This window comes from Streptomyces shaanxiensis (genome assembly GCF_039537145.1).
In the GTDB taxonomy this organism is placed as follows: domain Bacteria; phylum Actinomycetota; class Actinomycetes; order Streptomycetales; family Streptomycetaceae; genus Streptomyces; species Streptomyces shaanxiensis.
Window position 1 is genome coordinate 17509 of the sequence record NZ_BAAAZY010000037.1, and the last position, 23135, is coordinate 40643.

Sequence of the window (23135 nt, forward strand, 5' to 3'; positions counted from 1 at the left end):
CGGTCGCTTCAAGCGCGAGGGCGGGGAAAGGTCTCCAAGGCCTTGGCGAGGCCGGCGGCATCGGTGCCGACCTTGCGGTAGACACCGGACAGCAACTGCCGCACGCCCTGCTCGGTGAGGCGCAGTTCCTTGGCGATCACCGGCACCGGGAGACCCTGGAGGGCCAGTTCGGCGGTACGCCGTTCCCGGGCGGTCAGCGTGTCCGCCTGAGCGTAGCGCAGCGGCAGCGGCCGCATCCCCGCCGCCGAGAGCTCCTCCCTGGCCCGGGCGGCGAGCCCCTCGGCCCCGCAGTGGACGGCGCCCTCCAGGCCTTGGTAGAGCCGGTCGGCGGCTTCCTGGAGGCGCCCGTTGCGGGACAGGGCGGCGCCGTGGCCGATCAGGGCGCGGGCGAGTTCGTAGGCGGCGGGGGACTGCTCAAGGTGCTCCACGGCCTCCGCGTGCAGCTTGAGCGCACCTGGTCCGCCGGTTACCTCGGCCTCGATGTGGAGTGCCTGGCCGATCGTCGAGGCGGCACCGAAGTCCCTGGCGCGCTTGACGGCGTCGCGGGCGAGGGACAGTGCGCGGCCGGGGGCCGTGGGGGCGAGGGCGGACGCCAGGTGCAGCTGCCAGGGACACCAGGAGGGGTTGCGCCAGCCCCGGGAGTCCAGCCACTCCCCGACGGCGGACAACAGGTCGGCCGCCTCGGCGTGCCGCCCCTCGGCCAGCAGTAGTTCGGCGTACACCGTGCGGGGGTCGGGGTAGATGACGGCGTTCGGGACGACCTCGCCGTAGCGGTAGGCGTCGGCGAGGCGCCGCGCCTCGGCGGTGCGGCCGCGGGCGAGCAGGGTCTGGAGGAGGATGCCGATGGCGAACCACTGGGCGGGGACCGCGCCTGCCACCCGGTTGGCGGTGTGCAGCCCGGCCCGTACGAATTCCTCCGCCTCGGGCAGGCAGCCACGGCGGTAGCGGATGTAGCCGAAGAGGGTCTGCCCCTGCGCCAGGTGGGATCCGCGCCAGCCCATGAGCTCGCACTCGGCCATGCCTCTGGTGAACAGTTCTTCGGCCCGCCGCGGCTGGTCGCAGTACATGAACACCAGGGCGACCGAGACCGGAACCTCGAAGCCCCGGTTCTCGTCAGTCCAGCTCAGACCACCGTGCAGGGATTCCTCCGCACAGGCGAGGGCGGTCTGCCGGGGCTCGCCGCGCACAAGGGCGTCCCAGGCGCGCAGACCCAGGATGTACCGCTCCTCCAGACCGCGGCCCGCCAGACGTTCGGCCAGTCGCGTCAGCCTGCGCGAGCGGGCGAAAGAGTCGGGCTCATCGGCGCGGAAGGCGCTCCAGACGAAATGATCGGCCTGCATGCGCAGTCGGATGCGCGGATGGGTGGCGAGCCGCGCCTCGTCGGCGGACACGGTCGCCGCCTCGGCCAGCCGGTCGGTGTGGGCCAGTGCCTGGGTCAGCCGGTAGACGATGGAGGCCCGCAGTTGGGGGTCCACCCCGGGCTCGGCCAGCGCCTCTTGGAGAAGGCTGACCGTGGCCGTGGGGTCGAGCAGAAAGGTCGAGCACGCGAGCTCGTGGAGGAGCGCGGCCCGGTCCTCCGGAAGGGGTGGTTCCTGCAGCGCTCGGGCCAGGACGCGCCGGGCGGCCTCCGGAGCCCCGGCGCGGAGATACTCACGGGCGGCCTCGCGAAGGCAGTCGACCACCTCGCTCCTGCCTTCGCAGGGAACCTCCAGCAGATGCCGGGCGGCGGCGGCCGGACCCAGCCCCGCCGCCCGGACTGCTTCCGCGGCCCTGTCGTGCAGGCCGACCCGCAGTCCTGAGGGGATGGACCGGTAGATCGTCGTTGCGATCAGCGGGTGCACGAACTCCAGGCCGTCCCCAGGCGCCTGGGAACAGGACAGGATCCGGGCGGCGCGCAGCTTCTCGATCGCTTCGACGGCGTCCTCGCTGCCGATCACCGCGAGCGTGGCGGCGAGTTCCGGCGAGACCGGCGGGCCCAGTACGGCCGCGGCATGGGCGAATCGGAGGGTGCTCGTGCCGAGCCCGCGAAGGCTCTCGATCAGTCCAGGGCCCTTGACCGCCGCGGCCAGGTCCCGCATCGTGGCCAACTCCTCCGGTGCCCCCTTCAGATTCCGCTCGGCGAGCCTGATGGCGAGTTCGACGGCCTCGAACGGGCTTCCGCCGGTCACCGACCAGCATTCGTCGCAGAACTCGTCCTCGGCTCCCTCTCCCAGTTCGTCCCGGACGATCTGGGCCACACCGGCGGCGCTGAGCCGCGCCAGCGGGTGGGGGCGGTTCCCGTGACGTTCGACGACCGTACGGAAGGCGGCCGCCTCGGCCGGCAGCTCGTCCGGCCGGTACGCGACGAGGACCAGGAGCGGGAGATCGGCTGCCCGCGGTGTGAACGAGGCGAGCCAGCTGAGGGACTCGAGATCGGCCCAGTGCAGATCGTCCAGGAGCAGGACGAGGGGTGCCTTCATCGTCGCCAGGCGCGTCATGACCCAGTCGAGACCGTCTCGCACCCCCGTCGGATCCGGTGCGTGGGCGGTGTCCGTCGCCTCCAGGCCGAGAGCTACGGCGACGATGTCGTACCAACTTCCCAGGAAGGTACGGCGTTCCGCCTCGTCCATCGTGGCCAGGGTGGGCTGGACGAGCTGGCGCACCAGTCGGAAGGCCAGCTCCTGTTCGTTCTGGCCGCCGCAGGCCGAGAGCACCGTGAAGCCTTGGGCCGCGGCGCGGGCTCGGGCCTTCGTGAGGAGCGCCGTCTTGCCCAGCCCGGCCGGACCGGTGAAGGCGAGCAGTCCGCTGGGCCGCGAACGCTGCACCCCGTCGGCGGCCTCGCGCAGGTCCGACAACGCGGAGCCGAGCGCATGGAGTTCCCGTTGGCGTTCCAGCAACGGGCGGGGCTCGGTGTTCGGTTGCCACGACCCATGCGCCATAGGCCCTACCGCTTCCTGTCGTTGCTCCTCGGAGGACTGCGCAGACAGTACGCACGGGTGGGCGCTGAGTGGCGGTAATCGGGCACGAGAATGACAGAGATGGATGAATCCCGCGCCGAAGTGGTTCTATTGTCCGCTCTTCGGGTAGTGAATCTCGAATCAGCCCCCTCGGTGACGCGGGCGTTGAGGACAAGGAGCCGGGGTCGCCCGGGAGCCGTGCGCCCGCCGCGCGGTCTCGGCGGGCGCAGGATGCCTCACAGAAGGGCGGGCGTCAGAGCCGCGTCCACATACCGGGGCACGGTGCGGGACCAGTAGTAACACCCGCGGATCCAGCCGGCCATGCCGTCCACGTAGCCGATCCCGGCGGGGCTCAACTCCGGTTCGATCTCCTCGTAGAGCCGCTCGAACTCCCTGATCGTGCCGTTGATCTGCTGGATGGCCAGCATGACGGCCACCGGAAGCGAGCATCGATGGGCCCGCTGGTGGGCCAGGGCCAGATTGATCACTCCGCCGGCTCGCTGCTCCTTCACCGAGGAGAAGAGGTCGGGTATCCACACGGCCGCATCGGCGGACAGCCGGCTCAGGCGTTGCACGACCGGGTGATGGAGCTCCTCGGAAGACAGTTCGCACGGTTGTGCCGCTTCGGCCAACGGAAAGAACGGTTCGACGCCCGCGGTCAGCGACCGTATCGAGGTGCTCAGTCCCATGCGTGGGGGGAGGGGGGTGGCCTGGGCCACCGCCTCGTAGAGCAGGCCGTGTACGTACTCGCGGCTCTTCCAGGCCCAGCGTGCGGCCTGTGCGGGGGTGCACCTCTGGCGGACCTGTCGGTGCAGATCGGCCAGCGCCGCGCCCAGCCGGGTGCTGGGCGAAGCATCGTCGCGCAGGATTCCGATGCTCTCGCACAGCATGGGCAGCAGCCGGTCCGGCGACCGCCGGCCGATCTCCTCGGCCCGGTCGTCGAAGATGAATTGATAGGCGATTTGATTGGCCACGATCTGAAGGACGTCCAACTCCGCTGTCGGACTGTTGTAGGACGCGAGTTCCGCCGGCCGAGTGAAGGCGATCATTGCCGCCACCCCCACTTCGTCGGTCAGCCCGCACGAACGTAACCACACGTCGACTCCGGCGGCCGCTTCGGATACGTGGCGATTGCTCAGGAACGGGAAGGGCATATGGAGATGGGCGTCGATCAGTTCCGTCAGATTGGAGGCCGCAATTCCGCCCTGCCTGGCGAGCGTGACTTCCTCACGCGCCGTCGACACCGTCGCCACCTGCCGTTCGGGAGTCATGTACGCGAGGTGCTGCAGCTGCCCTGGGTTCGAGGGAGTCCACCCGATGCGGTGTGCCGAGGGGGCGTCGGCCTCGCGGTTCGCAGACCATCACCAGTGACCTCGGCCCCAACGTCGCCGCGGGACGCAGTCGTTCGACATGGCCGGGCAGGTGGCGCAGACGCCAGTTCCGGGCGACGAACGCGAGGGCCATGGTGGCCTCCCTCATGGCGAAGGCGTCACCTATGCACTTACGACTGCCCGCGGCGAACGGAATCATCGCCCCGTGCGGGACGCCGACGGCCTGCCCCGGCAGCCAGCGGTCGGGGAGGAAGCGATCGGGGTCGGGGAACGAGGCGGGGTCGTGCTGGAGGAGGTACGGGCTGTACAGGACGGTGGCGCCCGCAGGCAGATGATGGCCGGCCAGAGCCGTTTCCCTGGTCGTGACGCGGGTGAAGAGCCAGCCGGGCGGGCGGTGACGAAGTGTCTCGGTGAGGACGAGCCGGGTGCGCACGAGGCGCGGCAGTTCGTCGGGACCGGCCAACTGGCCCTCCGCGAGTACGGCGTCGACTTCGGAGTGCAGCAGGACCTCCTCGTCCGGGTGTCGCGCCAGCAGGTCGAGGGCGGAGGCCAGGCACAGGGCGGTGCTCTCGGCTCCGGCGAACAGGAGGGTGATGAGCTGGTCGTGGACCTCCTGTGCGGTGATCGCTCCGCCGTCGTCGGCCATGGCCGTCAGCAGAGTCCCCAGTACGTCGGTCCGGTCGCCGCTCGGAGCGCCTCGTCGGCGCTCGGCGATGGCCGTATCGACGATCGCGTGCACGCGATCGACGGCACGCCGGTAGCGACGGTTCGCGGGCGTGGGAACACGGAACAGGGCGTCGACCGGAACCACCGTCCGCACGAAGAGCCCGCGGACGATTGTGGCGAGGCAACTGCGTATCTCTGCCGCCGTCGTGGCGTCGAGCGAGTCGGAGAAGAGGACGCGACTGATCACCCGCGTCGTCAGTGCCAGCATGGTCGCGCTGACGTCGACCTGCCGGCCGGTCCGCCACTCACGGCACACCGCCTCCACCTCCTCGGCCATCAGGGCCGTGTGGTCGGCGACGCGGGCCGCGCGGAACTCGGGTTGGAGCAGCCTGCGCTGTCGCCGGTGCGCCTGATGGCGGCAGGTGCCGACCCCGTCGCCCAGCAGCGGTCGCAGCCTGTCGTAGAGCGGGCCCCCCTTGTCGAAGGTGCGCGAGTCCATGAGTACCTGGTGGACCAACTCCGGGTGACACACCATCCAGGCGCGCTGGGGACCCAGCCGTATCTCGACCAGGTCCCCATGGGCGGGTAAGGAATTCAGAAATGTCAACGGGTGACGGTACAAGGCGATACCGTGACCGATGAATGGGAATATGCCTGGCGCAGTACCCACCCTCCAGGCGTGCTCTTGTTCAGGCGCAACACGGCTCATCGAAAACCCCCTGCCTCTTTCGGCGCTCGAAAATCCATGGGCGCTACATTGACTTGGCCCCTGGGTAATGTCCTGCCCAGTGCGAACCCGTTTTGATTGTTGCGAATCCTTTCTTCGGAGGGGCGCACAGAGGCACAAAGAAGCACAAGGGTGCGATCGAGGCGTTCAAAAAGAGGTGGTCCCGCGTGTCACCGCGGGACCACCCGGCGTCAAACTCAGTCGCTCACCCGGACCACGCGCAGCGCGGGCGACGACAGGATGTCCTTCTCGCAGAAGCGGGACCTCACCCATTTCTCACCGGAGAACACCCGGGTCTGATCGCTGAAGTGGGGCGAGTTCGGATTCGAGGACTGCGAGTACGTCAGCAGCGTGCGCGCCACCGGACAACGGCTGCCGTCCCAGCCCACCGCCTGGATGTGGCTCGAGCCGGTCGTCACTTCCGTATAACCGCCGCCCGCCGGATTCCACACCGGCTCGATCTTGTTCCACACACCCAGCCCCTCGGTGCCGCCCGGAACCGGAATACGCCGCCCGTCCCGCACGACGAACTGGTGCTCACCGAGGCGGGAGTCGAGCGCGATGCCCGCCGCCCGGAGCTCGGCGACCGCGTCCGCGAGGGCCGTGGCGAAGCCGGGGGCGTCGGTGTTCAGGGTGTTCGGGGTGTGCACCGGGTCCGCTGCCGAGAAGGGCACCTTCCAGCGCTGGGCGGCCGGCACCTTCGCCGTCAGCTTGCGCCAGAACCGGTCGAAGAGCAGGGCGCCCCGGCTGCCGGTGTCCGTCGTACGGTCCCAGGCGGCGAGCACCGAGCAGGCTGACGAGACATCAACGGCCTTGCCGTCACTGCCCGTTGCCGTCCCGCCGGGAAGCGCGGCACACGCCTTCGCCACGTCGGCCGCGGCCAGGTCGCCCGCGGGCACCCGGTTCGCGAACTGCTGACGCTCCAGGTCCCGGACGGTCAGACCGCCCCGCTCCGCCATCGCCGCCACGTCCTCGACCGCGCCACGCGTGCGCAGGGAGCGCTGCGTGCCGACAGTGCCGAAGACCCGCTCGTAACCGGTGAGCGGCCGGTCGGCGTTGGCCAGCCACGCGCTGTCGTTGGAGTTCTCCGCGTACGGCGCGTCCTTCAGCGTCGGCATGCGCGCGGGCCCGAAGATCCCGGACTGGACGGCGTCGGCGTCGCTGCCGAGCGAGCAGTCGCCGCGGGAGCCGTCGAGGACCGCCAGGCCCGCGGCCGGGTAGGTGGCCCTGCCCAGGTCCGTGGAACACCCGGCCGCGAGGTCGTCGGTGATCCGGGGCAGCACCTGCGACTGCGTGTAGAGGGAGTGCCCCGAGGAGTCCGCGGCGATCGTGTTCACCCATGGGAGCCCCTGATGCCGGTCCAGCGACGCGAGGACGTCCGCCGTGCCGCGCGCCTTGCTGAAGCCGAGCGAGGTGTCGGCGAACCGCATGTTGGCGGCATTGGGGTCGTTGAGCGCGTACGCCGTCGTCGTGGTCCAGGGCAGCGGGAGCTCACCGTCGGCGGAGGCGACGACCGGGCCGTACCGCGTCCACCACTGGGTGCGGGTCACCGGTGCGCCGTCCTTGACCGCGACGGTCACGGTCCGCTTCGTCATCCGGTGCCGCTTGCCGTCCACCACATACACGGTGGGGTCGGCGGGATCCAGCGTCAGGCGATGCAGATTGAACGGGACGCCGGTCGACACCGTGTGGCTCCACGCCACATGGGAGTTGTACCCGATGGAGATCGTCGGCGAGCCGAGCAGCGCCCCGCCGGCGACGTTCAGCTCGCCGGGGATCGTCTGCTGTGCCTGCCAGAAGCGGCGTCCGCCGTGCCACGGGTAGTGCGGATTGCCCAGCAGCAGACCGCGGCCGTTCGCCGTGGTGTCCCCGCGGAAGGCCACCGCGTTCGACCCCATGTCCGCGTCGGCGGTCCGCTCCCGCACGGCCCGGATCAGGGCCTCGGCGTTCGGACTTGTCGCGATGCCCTTGGCGCGGGCCGCGGATCCGGTGGGTGGCTGGGCGGACGTGATGTCGTCCACGGCGCCGCCCTGGCCGCCGAGCACGGCGACCGCGTAGAAGCGGGCGGCCACGTCGAGTGCGGTGACCGGCCGTACCCAGGCGGCTTTCCTGCACGCGGGGTCGGTGATCCGGTTCTGCCTCAGCCAGGTGTTGTACCCGGCCGCGAAGCCCCGCATGAGGTCCTTGACCTGACGGCTCGGGCCGCGCGGTGCCGGCTGCGCGAGGAGCTTCTCGACGGTGCGCGTCTGACGTACGCCGCGGAAGTACAGGTCGCTGGAGAGGTTCCTGGTGGCGGAGGAGAGCGAGAAGTCGGTCGCCGCGTCCGGACCGAAGAAGCGTGAACGCTCGCCGCGTACGGTCACGAAACCGTCGGCGAGGGTGCAGACCTGGTCGGCTGCCTGCGCCCAACCGGTGCCGAAGCCGAGGGACTTGTAGTCCTTGGCGACGATGTGCGGAATGCCGTACTCGGTGTAGCGGACGACGGCGGACAGACCGCCGTGCGAGAGCTGTTCCTGACGGTCGTGCCTGTCCTGGCGGTCCTGCTGATCGGCCGCGGCCGCGGGTAGTCCGGCCGTGGCGGTGAGCAGGGCGACGGCCGTGACGACGAGCCGTCTGAAGCGGGTGCGCATCGTGCCTCCCAACGTCATTGAGGGAAGGAGCCGTTGAGCGTACCAACGGGTATGTGTCCTCGGCGCGGTGTTCTGTTCCTGCTCTGCGTCCTGCTTGACCTGTCCGTGCGGCGCACCGAGGATCATGTGTCATGACGCCTGGACACGGCAGCACGGTTGACGGGGTGCTGCGACGCAGCGCCCGGCGCACCCCCGCGCGCGTCGCGGTCGACTACCGCGACCGCTCCTGGACGTACGCGGAACTCGACGAGGCCGTCTCGCGCGCGGCGAGCGTCCTGCTCGACGAGGGCCTCGCCCCCGGGGACCGGGTCGGCGCCTACGGGCACAACTCGGACGCCTATCTGATCGCCTTCCTCGCCTGCGCCCGCGCCGGCCTCGTCCACGTCCCGGTGAACCAGAACCTCACCGGCGACGACCTCGCGTACATCGTCGGCCAGTCCGGCAGCTCCCTGGTCCTCGCCGACCCGGACCTGGCGGACCGGCTCCCGGCAGGCGTCCGTACGCTGCCCCTGCGCGACGCCGACGACTCACTGCTCGCGCGCCAGGCGACGGCGCCTGCCCACGACGGCCCGGAGCCGCGCAGCGAGGACCTGGTGCAGCTGCTCTACACCTCGGGCACGACCGCCCTGCCCAAGGGCGCGATGATGACCCACCGCGCCCTGGTGCACGAGTACCTGAGCGCGATCACCGCCCTGGACTTGAGCGCCGGCGACCGTCCCGTCCACTCACTGCCGCTGTATCACTCGGCACAGATGCATGTGTTCCTGCTGCCGTACCTCGCGGTCGGCGCCACGAACACGATCGTCGACGCGCCCGACGGCGACCGGCTCTTCGACCTGATCGAAACGGGCGGCGTCGACAGCCTGTTCGCCCCGCCCACGGTGTGGATCGCCCTCGCGGGCCGCCCCGACTTCGCGACCCGCGACCTCGACGGACTGCGCAAGGCGTACTACGGCGCCTCGATCATGCCGGTGCCGGTCCTGGAGCGGCTGCGGGAGCGGTGGCCGAAGCTGGCCTTCTACAACTGCTTCGGCCAGAGCGAGATCGGCCCGCTGGCCACCGTGCTGGCCCCGGACGAGCACAAGGGCCGGCTGGACTCCTGCGGCCGTACCGTCCTCTTCGTCGACGCCCGGGTGGTCGACGAGCACGGCGCGGACGTGCCCGACGGCACCCCCGGGGAGATCGTCTACCGCTCCCCGCAGTTGTGCGAGGGGTACTGGGACAAACCCGAGGAGACCGCCGAGGCCTTCCGGGACGGCTGGTTCCGCTCCGGTGACCTGGCGGTGCGGGACGCACACGGCTACTTCACCATCGTCGACCGGGTGAAGGACGTCATCAACTCCGGCGGCGTCTTGATCGCCTCACGTGAGGTCGAGGACGCCCTGTACACGCATGAGGGCGTCGCCGAGGTCGCCGTGATCGGGCTGTCCGACGAGCGGTGGATCGAGGCCGTCACGGCGGTCGTCGTCCCGCGCGGCGAGGTGACCGGGGCCGAGCTGATCGACCACGCGCGCGACAAGCTCGCCCACTTCAAGGCGCCCAAACGGGTGGTGTTCGTGGACGAGCTGCCGCGCAACGCCAGCGGCAAGATCCTCAAGCGGGAGCTGCGGGACCGTCTCGCCGGTGACTAGCGGGGACGCAGGTCCTGGATCCGGCGGATCTTGCCCACGGACCGTTCGAGCGACTCCGGTTCGACGATCTCCACGGCGACCGACACCCCGATGCCGTCCTTCACGGCCGCCGCGATGGCCCGCGCGGCTTCCTCCCGGGTCTCGGGCGACGCGTCGGGGCGAGCCTCGGCCCGCACGGTGAGGGCGTCGAGCCGGCCCTCCCGGGTGAGCCGAAGCTGGAAATGCGGCGCTACGCCCGGCGTGCGCAGCACGATCTCCTCGACCTGGGTGGGGAAGAGGTTCACGCCGCGCAGGATCACCATGTCGTCACTGCGGCCGGTCACCTTCTCCATCCGGCGGAACACCCGCGCCGTGCCCGGCAACAGCCGCGTCAGATCCCGCGTCCGGTACCGGACGATCGGCATCGCCTCCTTGGTGAGCGAGGTGAAGACCAACTCGCCCTCCTCACCGTCCGGCAGCACCTCGCCGCTGATCGGGTCGACGATCTCGGGGTAGAAGTGGTCCTCCCACACATGGAGCCCGTCCTTGGTCTCCACACACTCCTGCGCGACCCCTGGCCCGATCACCTCGGACAGCCCGTATATGTCGACGGCGTCGATCGCGAACCGCTCCTCGATCTCCCGGCGCATCTGCTCGGTCCAGGGCTCGGCACCGAAGATGCCGACGCGCAGGGAGGTACCGCGCGGATCGACGCCCTGCCGCTCGAACTCGTCGAGGATGGTGAGCATGTAGGACGGCGTCACCATGATGATCTCGGGCTTGAGGTCCTGGATCAGCTGGACCTGACGGGCCGTCATTCCGCCGGACGCGGGGATGACCGTACAGCCCAGTCGTTCGGCCCCATAGTGTGCGCCGAGCCCACCGGTGAACAGCCCATAGCCGTACGCCACATGGACCTTGTCCCCGGGACGTCCGCCCGCCGCCCGGATCGAGCGGGCCACCATGTCGGACCACAGGGAGAGGTCGGCGTCGGTGTAGCCGACGACGGTGGGGCGTCCGGTGGTGCCGCTGGAGGCGTGGATGCGGCGGATCCGGTCCTGGGGCACGGCGAACATTCCGTACGGGTAGTTCTCGCGCAGGTCGGCCTTGGTGGTGAACGGGAATCGGGCCAGATCGGCGAGTGAGCGGCAGTCCTCGGGCCGCAGCCCGGCCTTGTCGAAGGACTCCCGGTAGAACGGCACGTTGTCGTACGCGTGCCGCAGCGTCTTCCGCAGCCGCTCCAGCTGCACCGCACGCAGTGCCTCCGGGTCGAGCCGTTCCCCCGAGTCCAGCAGCTCCGTCGCATCCGCCATGGGGACTTCTCCCTCGCCAACCACATCAATCCGGACGACCGATCATTCGGTCCGGGTGTTCGGGATCAGTAATTCAGGCGGTGATTGATCAGGCAAGGGGGCGGCCCGCACTTTCTGCGACCGACGCTGCCGCGCAGGGGGCTCGGGAGGGGCTGCCCTGGCGGACAACTCCGTTGCGGTGAGCGCGCCTCGGTGACCAGGATCGGCGTCATGCCGTTCTTCACCGCCTCCGACGGGACCGAGATCGCCTACCACCTGCGAGGGGAGGGCGAACCACTCGTCGTCCTGCCCGGGGGACCGATGCGGGCCTCCGCCTACCTGGGTGACCTGGGCGGACTGACCGAGCACCGGCAGCTGGTGCGGATCGACCTGCGGGGCACCGGGAACTCGGCTGTCCCGGCCGACCCGGCCACGTACCGCTGCGACCACTTGGTGGACGACATCGAGGTGTTGCGCGACCATATGGGTCTGGCCCATATGGACGTGCTCGGGCACTCGGCGGGCGGGAGCCTGGCCATGCTGTACGCCGCCCGCCATCCGCAGCGGGTGGCGCGGCTGGCCCTGGTGACCGCGACGCCCTGGGCGCTGGGGATGCCCGCCACGGCCGAGGACCGGCTGGCCGCCGCTCGGTTGCGGGAGGGCGAGCCGTGGTTCGCGGAGGCGTTCCCGGCGTTCGAGGCATGGCTGGCCGGCTCGGGGGACTTCGACCCCGTGTTCGCGCCCTTCTTCTACGGGCGTTGGGACGATGCTGCCAAGCAACATGACATGCGCGCCGACGACGAGTCCAACGACGAGGCCGCCGACATCTACGGCTCCGACGGCGCCTACGACCCGCCCACGACGCGTTTGGAGCTCTCCCGCCTGACCGCCCCGGTCCTCGTCCTGGCAGGCGGACTCGACGGCGGCCCCCGCCCCGACCTGGCCCGCCGCACCGCCGACGTCCTCCCGAACGCCGAGTTCGCCGTGCAGCCCGGTGCCGGGCACTATCCGTGGCTCGACGACGCGGAATGGTTCGTACGGCGTGTCGTCGCCTTCCTGGACGGGAGCGGCCGTAGAGCGGGCTGAGTTCGAGCGCAAGATCACGGGTCGTTAAAATTTCCCCCAAGAGTGCTGGAAGTGACACCTGAACGAAGGGGGGACAGCTGTGGGCGCTCCACGCCTGAGCAGTACGCCATTGCCCGGCATCGGGGTCCGCTACGACCTCACCACCCGCGAACAGCGCCGCCTGTCGGTGGTCGCCCACCGGGACGGATCGCGGACGTTCAGCGCGTACCGCCAGGACGATCCGGACGCGTGCGCGTTGTCGGTCCGACTCACCTCAGGCGAGGCGGCCACGCTGATCGACGCGCTGATGCCCGCGCACCACAGTCCCAACCTGCTGTCCACCACCGAACTGGGCCTCGTCGCCGAGCGGATCGAGCTGTCCGCCACGTCGCACTGGAACGGGCGGCTGCTGGGCGAGACCCGGATGCGCACCGAGACCGGTGTGTCGATCGTGGCCGTGCTGCGGCGCGCCGAGGCGATCCCCTCGCCGGCCCCGGACTTCCGGCTGGCCGGCGGCGACACCCTGATCGTGATCGGTACCCGCGAAGGCGTGGAGACGGCCGCCGCGATACTCGGGCGGGAGTGAGCCGCGATGCACTCCTCCGCGGTCTTCCTCATCGAGTTCGGCGCGATCATCCTCGGCCTCGGCCTGCTGGGCCGGTTCGCCGCCCGCTTCCAGTTCTCGCCGATACCCCTGTACCTCCTGGCCGGGCTCGCCTTCGGCGAGGGCGGGCTCCTTCCTCTGGGCACCAGCGAGGACTTCGTCGCCATCGGCGCCGAGATCGGCGTGATCCTGCTGTTGCTGATGCTCGGCCTCGAGTACACGGCCAGCGACCTCGTCTCCAACCTCAAGACCCAGTACCCGGCCGGGCTCGTCGACGCCGCCCTCAACGCCCTGCCCGGCGCGGCGATGGCCCTGCTGCTCGGCTGGGGCCCGGTCGCCGCCGTCGTCCTGGCCGGCGTCACCTGGATCTCGTCCTCCGGCGTCATCGCCAAGGTCCTCGGCGACCTCGGGCGGCTCGGCAACCGCGAGACACCGGTGGTGCTGAGCATCCTGGTCCTCGAAGACCTCTCCATGGCCGTCTACCTGCCGATCGTCACCGCGCTGCTCGCCGGTGCGGGTCTCGCGGCGGGGAGCGTCACCCTTGCCATCGCGCTGGGCGTGGCCGGACTCGTGCTCCTGCTCGCGGTGCGGTACGGCCGCCACATCTCCCGCTTCGTGTCCAGCGACGACCCCGAGAAACTGCTGCTCGTCGTGCTGGGCCTCACCCTGGTCGTGGCCGGGCTCGCCCAGCAGCTCCAGGTGTCCGCCGCCGTCGGCGCATTCCTCGTCGGCATCGCCCTGTCCGGCGAGGTGGCCGAGGGGGCGCACAACCTGCTGGCACCGTTGCGGGATCTGTTCGCCGCGGTGTTCTTCGTCTTCTTCGGGCTGCACACCGATCCCGCGAGCATCCCGCCGGTGCTGCTGCCGGCGCTGGCCCTGGCCGTCGTCACCGCGCTGACGAAGATCGCCACCGGCTACTGGGCCGCCAAGCGGGCCGGGATCTCCGTCAAGGGCCGCTGGCGCGCGGGCGGAACGCTGGTCGCCCGAGGTGAGTTCTCCATCGTCATCGCCGGGCTCGCCGTGACCGCCGGCATCGAGCCGTCACTGGGGCCGCTGGCCACCGCGTACGTGCTGATCCTGGTGATCCTGGGCCCGCTCACGGCCCGCTACACGGAGCCCGTGGCGACACGGCTGACGGAGCGCCTGGGCAGGCGCACGCCGGGCGGTCCGGCGGACACCCGAGGCAGGGCGGATGCCGATGCCGAGCCGTCGGCGGACGCACCGCACGATGCGGTGGAGGGCCAGGACGTGGTCGGCAGGCCCTGAGCGAGCCACCTGGTACGGCCGGGGAGTTGCCGCTCTCCGGCCGTGTACCCGCCGAACACCTGTCGGCTCGGGAACAAGCGGTCATGGTCGCGGTCGCCCGCAGCCTGCCCGGCACGGTGAGCCTCCTGCTGGTGGGCGGCCTGCTGCTGTACGTCTGCCCCATGGCGGGCTTGGTGCCCTTCGGCCTCCACGGAGATATCTCCTTGGAGCGTGCTCCACTACGTGGCGTTGCCCGGGAGAAGCGGGGCAGTGCGTCCTCGACCCTCGGCCTAGCTCCCGGATCCGAGCCGACGCCGGTACACGACGTACCCCACGGTCAGCCCCAGCGCGCCGACGGCCAGGCCGGCCCCCACCGCCACCTCGAAGTCCGACGGTCCCGAACTACCGCCCAGGCCGCCTCTGACTCCCCGCGTGGGGAGCGGCGACATCGTGGGGAGCGGTGACGACACGGGGGAGATGGGCGAGACACGGCGAGGGAGGACCTCGCAGGCGATGTCGTCGTCCCGTCCCCGTCCGTGGTCATCGTCCAGGTCGTTGGGGTCGTTTCTGTCGCGGTTGAACTCCGCCTGCGCGTCTTCCTGGAAGCGGAAGTCGCTGCAGTCCAGGTCGCCCCGCGCGTGGGCGACCTGGACCGCCGGGCCGGCGGTGACGACAACGGTGATCGCGGTCGCGCACAGCGCGCGAATGCGTATTCGTCCCTTCACGGGCGTTCCCCTTCGGTCCTGAGGCCTCTTCGACCGTCATTGCGACCGTAGGGACGCCACCCGTGCGCCGTCGCGTACTGCTACGCCATACGGTGCCCCCGCACCGCGGCGAAGCCGCGACCGCAACCGTCGGCCGCTCAGCCCGCCCGAGGCCCGTACGCCGTCATGAACCGGTCCCGGAAGCGGTCCATGCCCCAGGTCGGGGCGTTCTCGGCGGGCTTGAGGCCGTCCGTCCAGTTCCAGTCGGCGATGCGGTCCAGGACCTTCTGGTCGCGGGCGACGATCGTGACGGGGACGTCCTTGCTCGTGCTGCCGGCCGTGACGGTCGGGACGGGCTGATGGTCGCCGAGGAAGACGAGGACCGTGTCGTCGGTGCCGTAGCGCTCCACCCACTCGGTGAGGCTGCGGACCGAGTACTCGATGGCGCGGCGGTACTCGGTGCGGACGCGCTCGGGGTCCTTCCAGACCTCCTTGGGGTCCGTGCCCTCCTTCTTGATCTGGTGGAAGACCGAGCCGTCGCCGAGGTCGTCCCAGTCGATCATGCGGGCGATGGGGGACCACGGGTTGTGGCTGGAGGCCAGGATGATCTCCGCCATGATCGGCTCGCGGTTCTTCTTGCCGTGCTCCAGCCGCTGGAAGGCCTCCAGGCTGAACTGGTCGGGCACGGGGGTCCAGCTGAAGTACGGGCCGTGGTAGCCCAGGTGCTCGGAGTCGTAGATGTGGTCGAGGGCGAAGTACTTGCCCTCCGGCCAGGCCCGCCGCACCCCGGGCACGACGCCGACCGTGCGCCAGGCGCCGGTCTTGCGGAAGTAGCTGTTCAGGGTCGCGCGGTCGCTGGTCGTCAGACTCCGGTACCGCTGCTGGTTCTTGATCCAGAGACCGGAGAGGAACGTGGAGTGCGCCAGCCAGCTGCCCGCTCCCGTCACCGGCGACCTCAGCCAGGCGCTGCGCGACTGGAACCCGGACGCCTTGAGCGAGCTCGTTCCCTCCTTCAGCACCGCGTCGATCTGCGGCGCCATCGCCGGGTCGTCGATCGCGACACGGCCGTAGCTCTCGATGAACGTGAACAGCACGTCCTTGCCGCGCAGCCCCGTCAGCAGCTGGTCCGGCGGCGTCTTCGCGAAGGCGTCCACCGCCGCCTGCTTCTGGAAGACCTGTCCGTCCTTGAGGCCCGCGCGCACCTGCTCGACACGATTGTTGACGAACTCGGCGTTGCCCTTGGTGGCCAGCGGGACGCCGGCGACTTGGACGCCCAGCGTCATGCACGTCATCCAGGCGGTTCCGAGGATCAGCGTCGTGCGGGCGGCGGTGGGCCGGTGACGGACCATGAGATTCGTCACCCGCACCATCGCCAGCGTCATGAGGACGAGCACGGCGAGGATCAGGAGGATCACGCCGACCACCGCGAGCACCTGACCGGTCCGCCCGAAGGTCTCCCGGACGAACTCCGCCGCGTCGTCGAGCAGTATCCAGTCCAGGACGAGGTCGAAGGGGCGGGCCAGCACCTGGTAGAAGCCCATGTCGACGAACTTCAGGACGGTGAGCAGACCGAGGAGCGCTCCCGACACCACCGCCGTCAGCCGTCGTGACCGGGGCGGCAGCGCCAGCAGCAGGCCCGCGAGCAGGATCCCCTCGGCCGGGAGACGGAAGAACGCCTCGGGGCCGAGCCGCTCGAGGCGGTTGGGCACGAGGAGCGCGAAGAGCAGGAGCACACCGGCCAGGACGGTCGTCCCCACGGTGACGCCGTATGCCGTACGGGGGTAGCGGCGCCGCCAGCCGAACCAGCCGGGGGAGGGGGAGCCGGGCGTCTCCGCGGGGCGGGATTGCTCGGATTGGTCGACCGCCTCAGCCGTCCCAGCCACCTCAACGGCCTCGGTCGTCTTCGCCGGGTCGACGGCCTCGGCGGTCTCGACCGCTTCAACCGTCCCCGCCTCAGCGCTCCCCGCCTCAGCCGTCCTCGCTTCTTCCGTCCCCGCTTCTTCCGTCTCTCGCGTTGCTTCCTCTGTTGCCTCCTGCGACACCCGGAGGTCCTCCCGTGCGGTCTTGCGATGGCATGGCAAGCAGCGCCCGATGACCGAGCCTGCCACCACGAGTACGTCCGCACGTCACCTTAGGTTCAATCGGACCTGTCCGGAATTCACCCGTCCGCAGCCGCGGCCACCTCGCGCGCCCACCGGTAGTCCGCCTTCCCGCTCGGGGAGCGCCGGATCGAGTCCGTGAGGACCAGTTGGCGTGGGATCTTGTACCCCGCGAGGTGGGACCGGCAGTGCGTCTGGATGTCCGCAAGGGACGGCTGGACGGCCCCCGCCCGCAACTGCACCACGGCCGCCACATGGTGCCCCCACTTCGCGTCCGGCACCCCGGCCACCAACGCGTCGTACACGTCGGGATGCGACTTGAGCGCCTGCTCGACCTCCTCCGGGTACACCTTCTCGCCGCCGGTGTTGATGCACTGCGAGCCGCGGCCCAGCACGGTGACGACGCCCTCCGCGTCGACCGTGGCCATGTCGCCCAGCAACACCCACCGCTCGCCGTCCTTCTCGAAGAAGGTCTCGGCCGACTTCTCCGGGTCGTTGTAGTAGCCGAGCGGCACATGACCGCACTGCGCGACCCTGCCCACCTCACCCACCGAGACCGGCTCGTGCGTGGCCGGGTCGACCACCTGGGTACGGGAGTTGACGCGGATGCGGAAGCCGCGCTCGGGGCCGGAGTCCTCGGTCGCCGTCCCGTTGAAGCCGGACTCCGAGGAGCCGAAGTTGTTCAGCAACATCACGTTCGGGACCAGCGCCTGGAACTGCCGGCGCACCGTGTCGGACATGATCGCGCCGGACGACGACACGCTGAACATCGACGAGCAGTCCGTGCCCTTCATCGGTCCGCTGAGCGCGTCGACCAGCGGCCGCAGCATCGCGTCGCCGACCAGCGACACGCTGGTGACCTTCTCCTTCTCGATCGTCCGCAGGACCTCTTCCGGCGCGAACTTGCGGTGGATCACGACGCGTTGGCCGAAGTTGAAGCCGATGAAGGCGGTGAGCGTGGACGTCCCGTGCATCAGCGGGGCGGTGGGGAAGAAGGTGATCCCGTCGCCGCCGGCCGCGACGCGCTCGGCGAGCTCCTCCGGCTTCTTCACCGGCTCGCCGGTCGGCGCACCCCCGCCCAGCCCCGAGAAGAACAGGTCCTCCTGGCGCCACATCACGCCCTTGGGCATCCCGGTGGTGCCGCCCGTGTAGATGATGAACTGGTCGTCGCCGGACCGCGCCGGGAATCCGCGCTCGGGCGACCCGGCGCGCTCGGCGTCCGCGAAGGCAACGGCGGGCACGACCGGCGCCCCCGCCGAACCCTGAGCCACATCGCCCACCCGCACCAGCTGCCGCAGCCCGTCCACCTGAGGCAGGGCCGCCGCCACCCGCTCCGTGAACTCGGCGTCGAAGACCAGGGCCACCAGGTCGGCGTCCCGGTACAGGTACACCAACTCCTCTTCCACATAGCGGTAGTTGACATTGACCGGAACGATCCGCGCCTTCAGGCAGCCCAGCACCGTCTGCAGGTACTCGACGCCGTTGTAGAGATGCAGCCCGAGGTGCTCACCGGGGCGTATCCCGCTGTCGATCAGATGGTGGCCGATCCGGTTGGCGGCCGCGTCCAGCTCCGCGTACGTCAGCCGGCGCTCCGCGCCCGTGCCCGGGTGGTCGATGTACACGAGCGCCTCGCGGTCGGGAACCGCGTCGACGACCGACTCGAACAGGTCGGCAAGGTTGTACTCCACCGCTCCTCCTGACCTCGCTCACCACCGGCTGCCGGTCATCAGAGCAAAGGGCGGCACAAGTGTGAAGGGTCCGCGCACAAGAAATCTGACTGTCTGTCAGAAAACCCTTGAAGTGCCTCCCCGCCTACTGCAACCTGTTCTCGTTCTTTCAGAGGGGAGATGGGCGATGGGTGGGACGGAACACCTCACCGTGCGGCGCGAGGGCGCGACACTGGTGCTCACGCTCAACAGGCCCGAAGCGAGGAACGCGCTCTCGCTGTCCATGCTCGTCGGTCTGTATGACGGCTGGATCGAGGCCGACGAGGACGACGCGATCCGCTCGATCGTGCTCACCGGAGCGGGCGGCGCCTTCTGTGCGGGGATGGACCTCAAGGCGCTGGCCGGGAAGGGAATGGAGGGCGAGCAGTACCGGGACCGGCTGAAGGCCGACCCGGACCTGCACTGGAAGGCGATGCTGCGCCACCACCGCCCCCGCAAACCGGTGATCGCCGCCGTCGAGGGGTACTGCGTAGCCGGAGGCACGGAGATACTCCAGGGCACCGACATCCGGGTCGCGGGCGAGTCGGCCACCTTCGGGCTCTTCGAGGTGAAACGCGGGCTGTTCCCGATCGGCGGCTCCACGGTCCGCCTACAGCGCCAGATCCCGCGCACCCATGCCCTGGAGATGCTGCTCACCGGACGCCCGTACAGCGCTCAGGAGGCCGCCGGCATCGGCCTGATCGGGCATGTGGTGCCCGACGGCACGGCCCTGGCCAAGGCCCTGGAGATCGCCGAGCGGATCAACGCCTGCGGGCCGCTGGCCGTCGAGGCCGTCAAGGCGTCGGTCTACGACACCGCCGAGATGACCGAGACCGACGGCCTCGCCGCCGAACTCAAGCGCGGCTGGCCGATCTTCGACACCGCGGATGCAAAGGAAGGCGCCCGCGCCTTCGCGGAGAAGCGGACGCCCGTCTACAAGCGCGCCTAACGAGGGAGCCACCGTGCCGGAAGTCCTGAAAGCCCCGCTGGTCGTCGAGTTCCCCTTCACCCGCTCCCTCGGCCCGGTCCAGAGCGCCTTCCTCACCGGTCTGCGCGAAGGCGTCGTCCTTGGGGTGCGCACCACCGACGGCCGTACGCTCGTCCCGCCCGTCGAGTACGACCCCGTCACCGCCGAGGAGATCCGCGACCTGGTCGAGGTCGCCCCGACGGGCACGGTCACCACCTGGGCCTGGAACCACGCCCCCCGGCGCGACCAGCCCCTCGACACCCCCTTCGCCTGGGCGCTGGTCCGCCTCGACGGCGCCGACACCGCCCTCCTGCACGCCCTGGACGCCCCCGGCCCCGACGCCGTGCACACCGGCATGCGCGTCCGCGTCCGATGGGCCGAGGAACGCACCGGCGCCATCACCGACATCGCCTGCTTCGAGCCGCACGACGGCGGCCCTGCCGAACCCACGGGCCACAGTGGCGAGTTCGAGGACCCGATCACCGGCATCGTGGCCGCCGCCCGCCTCGACTACACCTACTCACCCGGCCGCGCCCAGACCGCCTACATCAACGCTCTGGCCGAACACCGCAACGTCGGCGAACGCTGCCCGTCCTGCCGCAAGGTGTACGTCCCGCCGAGGGGTGCGTGCCCCACATGTGGCCTCGCCACATCGGAACAGGTCGAGGTAGGTCCCGGCGGCACGGTCACGACGTTCTGCATCGTCAACATCAAGGCGAAGAACCTCGACATCGAGGTGCCCTACGTCTACGCCCACATCGCCCTCGACGGCGCCGGCCTCGCGCTGCACGGCCGTATCGGCGGCATCCCGTACGACCAGGTGCGCATGGGCCTGCGGGTCGAACCGGTGTGGACCGAAGGCGCCCGCTACCCCGACCACTACCGGCCCACGGGCGAGCCCGACGCGGACTACGACACCTACCGGGAGCTGCTGTGAACCGCGAGATCGCCGTCGTCGCCTTCGCGCAGACCGACCACCGGCGCACCAGCGAGGAGCTCTCCGAGGTGGAGATGCTCATGCCCGTCCTGCACGACGTGCTCGGGCAGACCGGCCTGAAGACCGCCGACATCGGCTTCACCTGCTCCGGCTCCAGCGACTACCTCGCCGGCCGGGCCTTCTCCTTCACCCTCGCCCTGGACGGTGTCGGCGCCTGGCCGCCGATCTCCGAGTCGCACGTCGAGATGGACGGCGCGTGGGCTCTCTACGAGGCATGGACCAAGCTGCTCACGGGCGACGCCGACACGGCGCTCGTCTACTCCTACGGCAAGTCCTCACCCGGCCCCCTGCGCGACGTCCTGACCCGCCAGCTCGACCCGTACTACGTCGCCCCCCTCTGGCCCGACTCCGTCGCCCTGGCCGCCCTCCAGGCGCAGGCCCTGATCGACGCCGGTGACACGGACGAGCCCGCGCTCGCCGCTGTCGCCGCCCGCAGCCGCGACGACGCCACCGCCAACTCCCATGCTAAGCTGCGGGGTTCGGTGCCGCACGGTGAGTACGTCGTACGACCGCTGCGTACCGGCGACTGCCCGCCCATCGGCGACGGGGCCGCCGCCGTGATCCTCGCGGCGGGGGAGCGGGCCCGCGACCTGTGCGCCAGGCCCGCCTGGATCCGCGGCATCGACCACCGCATCGAGGCGCACAGCCTCGGCGTGCGTGACCTCACCGACTCGCCCTCCACCCGCCTGGCCGCCGAGAAAGCGGGAGCCTTCGAACGGCCGGTGGACACCGCCGAGTTGCACGCACCCTTCACCTCACAGGAAGTCGTCCTGCGCAAGGCGCTGAAGCTCGACGACAGCGTGCGCGTCAACCCTTCCGGCGGGGCCCTCGCCGCCAACCCCGTCATGGCCGCCGGGCTCATCCGCATCGGAGAGGCCGCCGCCCGTGTCCACCGGGGCGAGTCCGACCGGGCGCTCGCGCACGCCACGTCCGGTCCCTGCCTGCAACAGAACCTGGTCGCCGTACTCGAAGGGGATCCGCGATGAGCAAGGAGCCCGTGGCCGTCGTAGGCATCGGCCAGACCAAGCACGTCGCGGCGCGCCGGGACGTCTCGATCGCCGGGCTCGTCCGAGAGGCAGCCCAACGGGCCCTGGACGACGCCGAGTTGACGTGGGCCGACATCGACGCCGTGGTCATCGGCAAGGCCCCCGACTTCTTCGAGGGCGTGATGATGCCGGAACTGTATCTCGCCGACGCGCTCGGCGCGGTGGGCAAACCCATGCTCCGGGTGCACACGGCCGGCTCGGTCGGCGGATCCACCGCCCTCGTCGCCGCCAACCTGGTCGCCGCCCGCGTGCACGGCACCGTGCTGACGCTGGCCTTCGAGAAGCAGTCCGAGTCGAACGCCATGTGGGGCCTGTCCCTGCCCATCCCCTTCCAGCAGCCCCTGCTGGCCGGGGCCGGCGGCTTCTTCGCCCCGCACGTGCGCGCGTACATGCGGCGTAGCGGCGCGCCCGACACGGTCGGCTCGCTGGTGGCGTACAAGGACCGGCGCAACGCGCTGAAGAACCCCTACGCGCACCTGCACGAGCACGACATCACCCTGGAGAAGGTCCAGGCCTCGCCCATGCTGTGGGACCCGATCCGCTACTCGGAGACCTGCCCCTCCTCCGACGGCGCCTGCGCGATGATCCTCACCGACCGCGCCGGAGCCGCCCGCGCGCCCCGCCCGCCCGCCTGGATGCTCGGCGGCGCGATGCGCAGCGAGCCCACCCTTTTCGCCGGCAAGGACGCCGTGTCGCCGCAGGCGGGCAAGGACTGCGCGGCCGACGTGTACCGGCAGGCGGGCATCGTCGACCCGCGCCGGGACATCGACGCCGTCGAGATGTACGTGCCGTTCTCCTGGTACGAGCCCATGTGGCTGGAGAACCTGGGCTTCGCCGCCGAGGGCGAGGGCTGGAAGCTCACCGAGGCCGGGGTGACCGAGCTCGACGGCGATCTGCCGGTCAACATGTCGGGCGGGGTCCTGTCCACCAACCCCATCGGGGCCTCCGGCATGATCCGCTTCGCGGAAGCCGCCCTTCAGGTGCGCGGACAGGCAGGGGAGCACCAGGTGGAGCGGGCCCGGAAAGTGCTCGGGCACGCCTACGGCGGCGGGTCCCAGTTCTTCTCGATGTGGCTCGTGGGCTCCGCGCGCCCGGACGCCTGAGAGGACTCCCCGGACGGCGGTGGCGACGCCTCCGCAAAGGTCCCTCTCACGTGGCCTGTCGGCACTCGGAACCGATCGCTAGGCTGACCCGCGGACGACGCGAATCGGGAGGAGCACGGACGTGGCCGAGAGCACCACCATCCAGCAGCAGCCGCTCACGGGCTGGGACAAGCCGGAGCTGGACCTCAGCAACGCCGACTGGCACTCGAGCAGCCGTGGCGTGGGGGATGTCCAGATCGCCTTTGTCGAGGGGTTCATCGCGATGCGCAACAGCGGCCGCCCGGAGAGCCCTTCCCTGATCTTCACCCCCGCCGAGTGGGGTGCCTTCGTGTCGGGCGCGAGGGAGGGCGAGTTCGACCTGACGTGACGCACGGGTGCGGGTGAGCCGGCGCGCGGCCTCCCGCACG

General features: G+C 70.5%; 17 protein-coding genes. 9 read left to right on the forward strand and 8 right to left on the reverse strand.

Annotation, left to right across the window (positions count from 1 at the left end; translation table 11 throughout):
* Nucleotides 1-8: 8 nt before the first annotated feature.
* The 4 genes from ABD932_RS42820 to ABD932_RS42835 all read right to left on the reverse strand — a co-directional run bounded on the left by ABD932_RS42820 (nucleotide 9) and on the right by ABD932_RS42835 (nucleotide 8290).
* The gene (locus ABD932_RS42820; RefSeq protein WP_345021835.1) at nucleotides 9-2918 is read right to left on the reverse strand and encodes an ATP-binding protein; all 2910 of its coding nucleotides are present in this window, start codon (nucleotides 2916-2918) and stop codon (nucleotides 9-11) included.
* A 254-nt stretch (nucleotides 2919-3172) separates the two neighbouring features.
* A complete protein-coding gene (locus tag ABD932_RS42825) occupies nucleotides 3173-4207 on the reverse strand; it encodes a (-)-alpha-amorphene synthase (protein ID WP_345021837.1) in 1035 nt (344 codons plus the stop codon).
* A complete protein-coding gene (locus tag ABD932_RS42830; protein WP_345021839.1) occupies nucleotides 4164-5642 on the reverse strand; it encodes a cytochrome P450 in 1479 nt (492 codons plus the stop codon). Before ABD932_RS42830 ends, ABD932_RS42825 begins: the two co-directional genes overlap by 44 nt.
* Before the next feature lie 215 nt (nucleotides 5643-5857).
* Entirely contained in the window at nucleotides 5858-8290 is a 2433-nt protein-coding gene (locus ABD932_RS42835; protein WP_345021841.1) for a penicillin acylase family protein, read from the reverse strand.
* Nucleotides 8291-8421: 131 nt separating this feature from the next.
* Between ABD932_RS42835 and ABD932_RS42840 the strand changes: the two genes are divergently transcribed.
* Entirely contained in the window at nucleotides 8422-9921 is a 1500-nt protein-coding gene (locus ABD932_RS42840) for an acyl-CoA synthetase (protein ID WP_345021843.1), read from the forward strand.
* Here ABD932_RS42840 and paaK read toward each other — a convergent pair.
* A complete protein-coding gene (gene paaK, locus ABD932_RS42845; RefSeq protein WP_345021844.1) occupies nucleotides 9918-11213 on the reverse strand; it encodes a phenylacetate--CoA ligase PaaK in 1296 nt (431 codons plus the stop codon). The two genes, ABD932_RS42840 and paaK, sit on opposite strands and share 4 nt — an antisense overlap.
* Nucleotides 11214-11423: 210 nt before the next feature.
* Between paaK and ABD932_RS42850 the strand changes: the two genes are divergently transcribed.
* The 3 genes from ABD932_RS42850 to ABD932_RS42860 all read left to right on the forward strand — a co-directional run bounded on the left by ABD932_RS42850 (nucleotide 11424) and on the right by ABD932_RS42860 (nucleotide 14127).
* Entirely contained in the window at nucleotides 11424-12278 is an 855-nt protein-coding gene (locus ABD932_RS42850) for an alpha/beta fold hydrolase (RefSeq protein ID WP_345021846.1), read from the forward strand.
* Between the two features lie 79 nt (nucleotides 12279-12357).
* Nucleotides 12358-12843, forward strand: a complete 486-nt coding sequence (locus ABD932_RS42855; RefSeq protein ID WP_250084658.1) for a cation:proton antiporter regulatory subunit — start codon at nucleotides 12358-12360, stop codon at nucleotides 12841-12843.
* Nucleotides 12844-12849: 6 nt separating this feature from the next.
* Nucleotides 12850-14127, forward strand: coding sequence for a cation:proton antiporter (locus tag ABD932_RS42860; RefSeq protein WP_345021849.1), 1278 nt, complete (start codon nucleotides 12850-12852; stop codon nucleotides 14125-14127).
* A 269-nt stretch (nucleotides 14128-14396) separates the two neighbouring features.
* Here the strand turns inward: ABD932_RS42860 and ABD932_RS42865 are convergent, their stop codons facing one another.
* The 3 genes from ABD932_RS42865 to ABD932_RS42875 all read right to left on the reverse strand — a co-directional run bounded on the left by ABD932_RS42865 (nucleotide 14397) and on the right by ABD932_RS42875 (nucleotide 18597).
* Entirely contained in the window at nucleotides 14397-14831 is a 435-nt protein-coding gene (locus ABD932_RS42865) for a hypothetical protein (protein WP_345021851.1), read from the reverse strand.
* A gap of 137 nt (nucleotides 14832-14968) precedes the next feature.
* The gene (locus ABD932_RS42870; RefSeq protein WP_425587598.1) at nucleotides 14969-16693 is read right to left on the reverse strand and encodes an alkaline phosphatase family protein; all 1725 of its coding nucleotides are present in this window, start codon (nucleotides 16691-16693) and stop codon (nucleotides 14969-14971) included.
* Between the two features lie 275 nt (nucleotides 16694-16968).
* Nucleotides 16969-18597, reverse strand: a complete 1629-nt coding sequence (locus ABD932_RS42875; RefSeq protein WP_345021855.1) for an acyl-CoA synthetase — start codon at nucleotides 18595-18597, stop codon at nucleotides 16969-16971.
* Between the two features lie 166 nt (nucleotides 18598-18763).
* Between ABD932_RS42875 and ABD932_RS42880 the strand changes: the two genes are divergently transcribed.
* The 5 genes from ABD932_RS42880 to ABD932_RS42900 all read left to right on the forward strand — a co-directional run bounded on the left by ABD932_RS42880 (nucleotide 18764) and on the right by ABD932_RS42900 (nucleotide 23095).
* Nucleotides 18764-19564 (forward strand): crotonase/enoyl-CoA hydratase family protein, encoded by an 801-nt coding sequence (locus tag ABD932_RS42880; protein ID WP_345021857.1) that lies wholly within the window; start codon nucleotides 18764-18766, stop codon nucleotides 19562-19564.
* 13 nt (nucleotides 19565-19577) lie between these two features.
* Nucleotides 19578-20519 (forward strand): Zn-ribbon domain-containing OB-fold protein, encoded by a 942-nt coding sequence (locus ABD932_RS42885; RefSeq protein ID WP_345021859.1) that lies wholly within the window; start codon nucleotides 19578-19580, stop codon nucleotides 20517-20519.
* Nucleotides 20516-21565, forward strand: coding sequence for a thiolase domain-containing protein (locus ABD932_RS42890; protein WP_345021861.1), 1050 nt, complete (start codon nucleotides 20516-20518; stop codon nucleotides 21563-21565). The genes ABD932_RS42885 and ABD932_RS42890 overlap by 4 nt, the downstream gene beginning before the upstream one ends.
* Nucleotides 21562-22728 (forward strand): thiolase domain-containing protein, encoded by a 1167-nt coding sequence (locus tag ABD932_RS42895; protein WP_345021863.1) that lies wholly within the window; start codon nucleotides 21562-21564, stop codon nucleotides 22726-22728. Before ABD932_RS42890 ends, ABD932_RS42895 begins: the two co-directional genes overlap by 4 nt.
* Nucleotides 22729-22849: 121 nt before the next feature.
* Entirely contained in the window at nucleotides 22850-23095 is a 246-nt protein-coding gene (locus ABD932_RS42900) for a DUF397 domain-containing protein (protein ID WP_126397947.1), read from the forward strand.
* The last annotated feature ends 40 nt before the right edge of the window (nucleotides 23096-23135 follow it).

Excerpts from the sequence above, each read along its gene's own strand:
- ABD932_RS42850 (WP_345021846.1), top strand. The coding sequence starts at position 11,424 with ATGCCGTTCTTCACCGCCTCCGACGGGACCGAGATCGCCTACCACCTG.
- ABD932_RS42895 (WP_345021863.1), top strand. The coding sequence starts at position 21,562 with ATGAGCAAGGAGCCCGTGGCCGTCGTAGGCATCGGCCAGACCAAGCAC.
- paaK (WP_345021844.1), bottom strand. The coding sequence starts at position 11,213 with ATGGCGGATGCGACGGAGCTGCTGGACTCGGGGGAACGGCTCGACCCG.
- ABD932_RS42835 (WP_345021841.1), bottom strand. The coding sequence starts at position 8,290 with ATGCGCACCCGCTTCAGACGGCTCGTCGTCACGGCCGTCGCCCTGCTC.
- ABD932_RS42880 (WP_345021857.1), top strand. The coding sequence starts at position 18,764 with ATGGGTGGGACGGAACACCTCACCGTGCGGCGCGAGGGCGCGACACTG.
- ABD932_RS42825 (WP_345021837.1), bottom strand. The coding sequence starts at position 4,207 with ATGACTCCCGAACGGCAGGTGGCGACGGTGTCGACGGCGCGTGAGGAA.
- ABD932_RS42840 (WP_345021843.1), top strand. The coding sequence starts at position 8,422 with ATGACGCCTGGACACGGCAGCACGGTTGACGGGGTGCTGCGACGCAGC.
- ABD932_RS42830 (WP_345021839.1), bottom strand. The coding sequence starts at position 5,642 with ATGAGCCGTGTTGCGCCTGAACAAGAGCACGCCTGGAGGGTGGGTACT.
- ABD932_RS42820 (WP_345021835.1), bottom strand. The coding sequence starts at position 2,918 with ATGGCGCATGGGTCGTGGCAACCGAACACCGAGCCCCGCCCGTTGCTG.
- ABD932_RS42860 (WP_345021849.1), top strand. The coding sequence starts at position 12,850 with ATGCACTCCTCCGCGGTCTTCCTCATCGAGTTCGGCGCGATCATCCTC.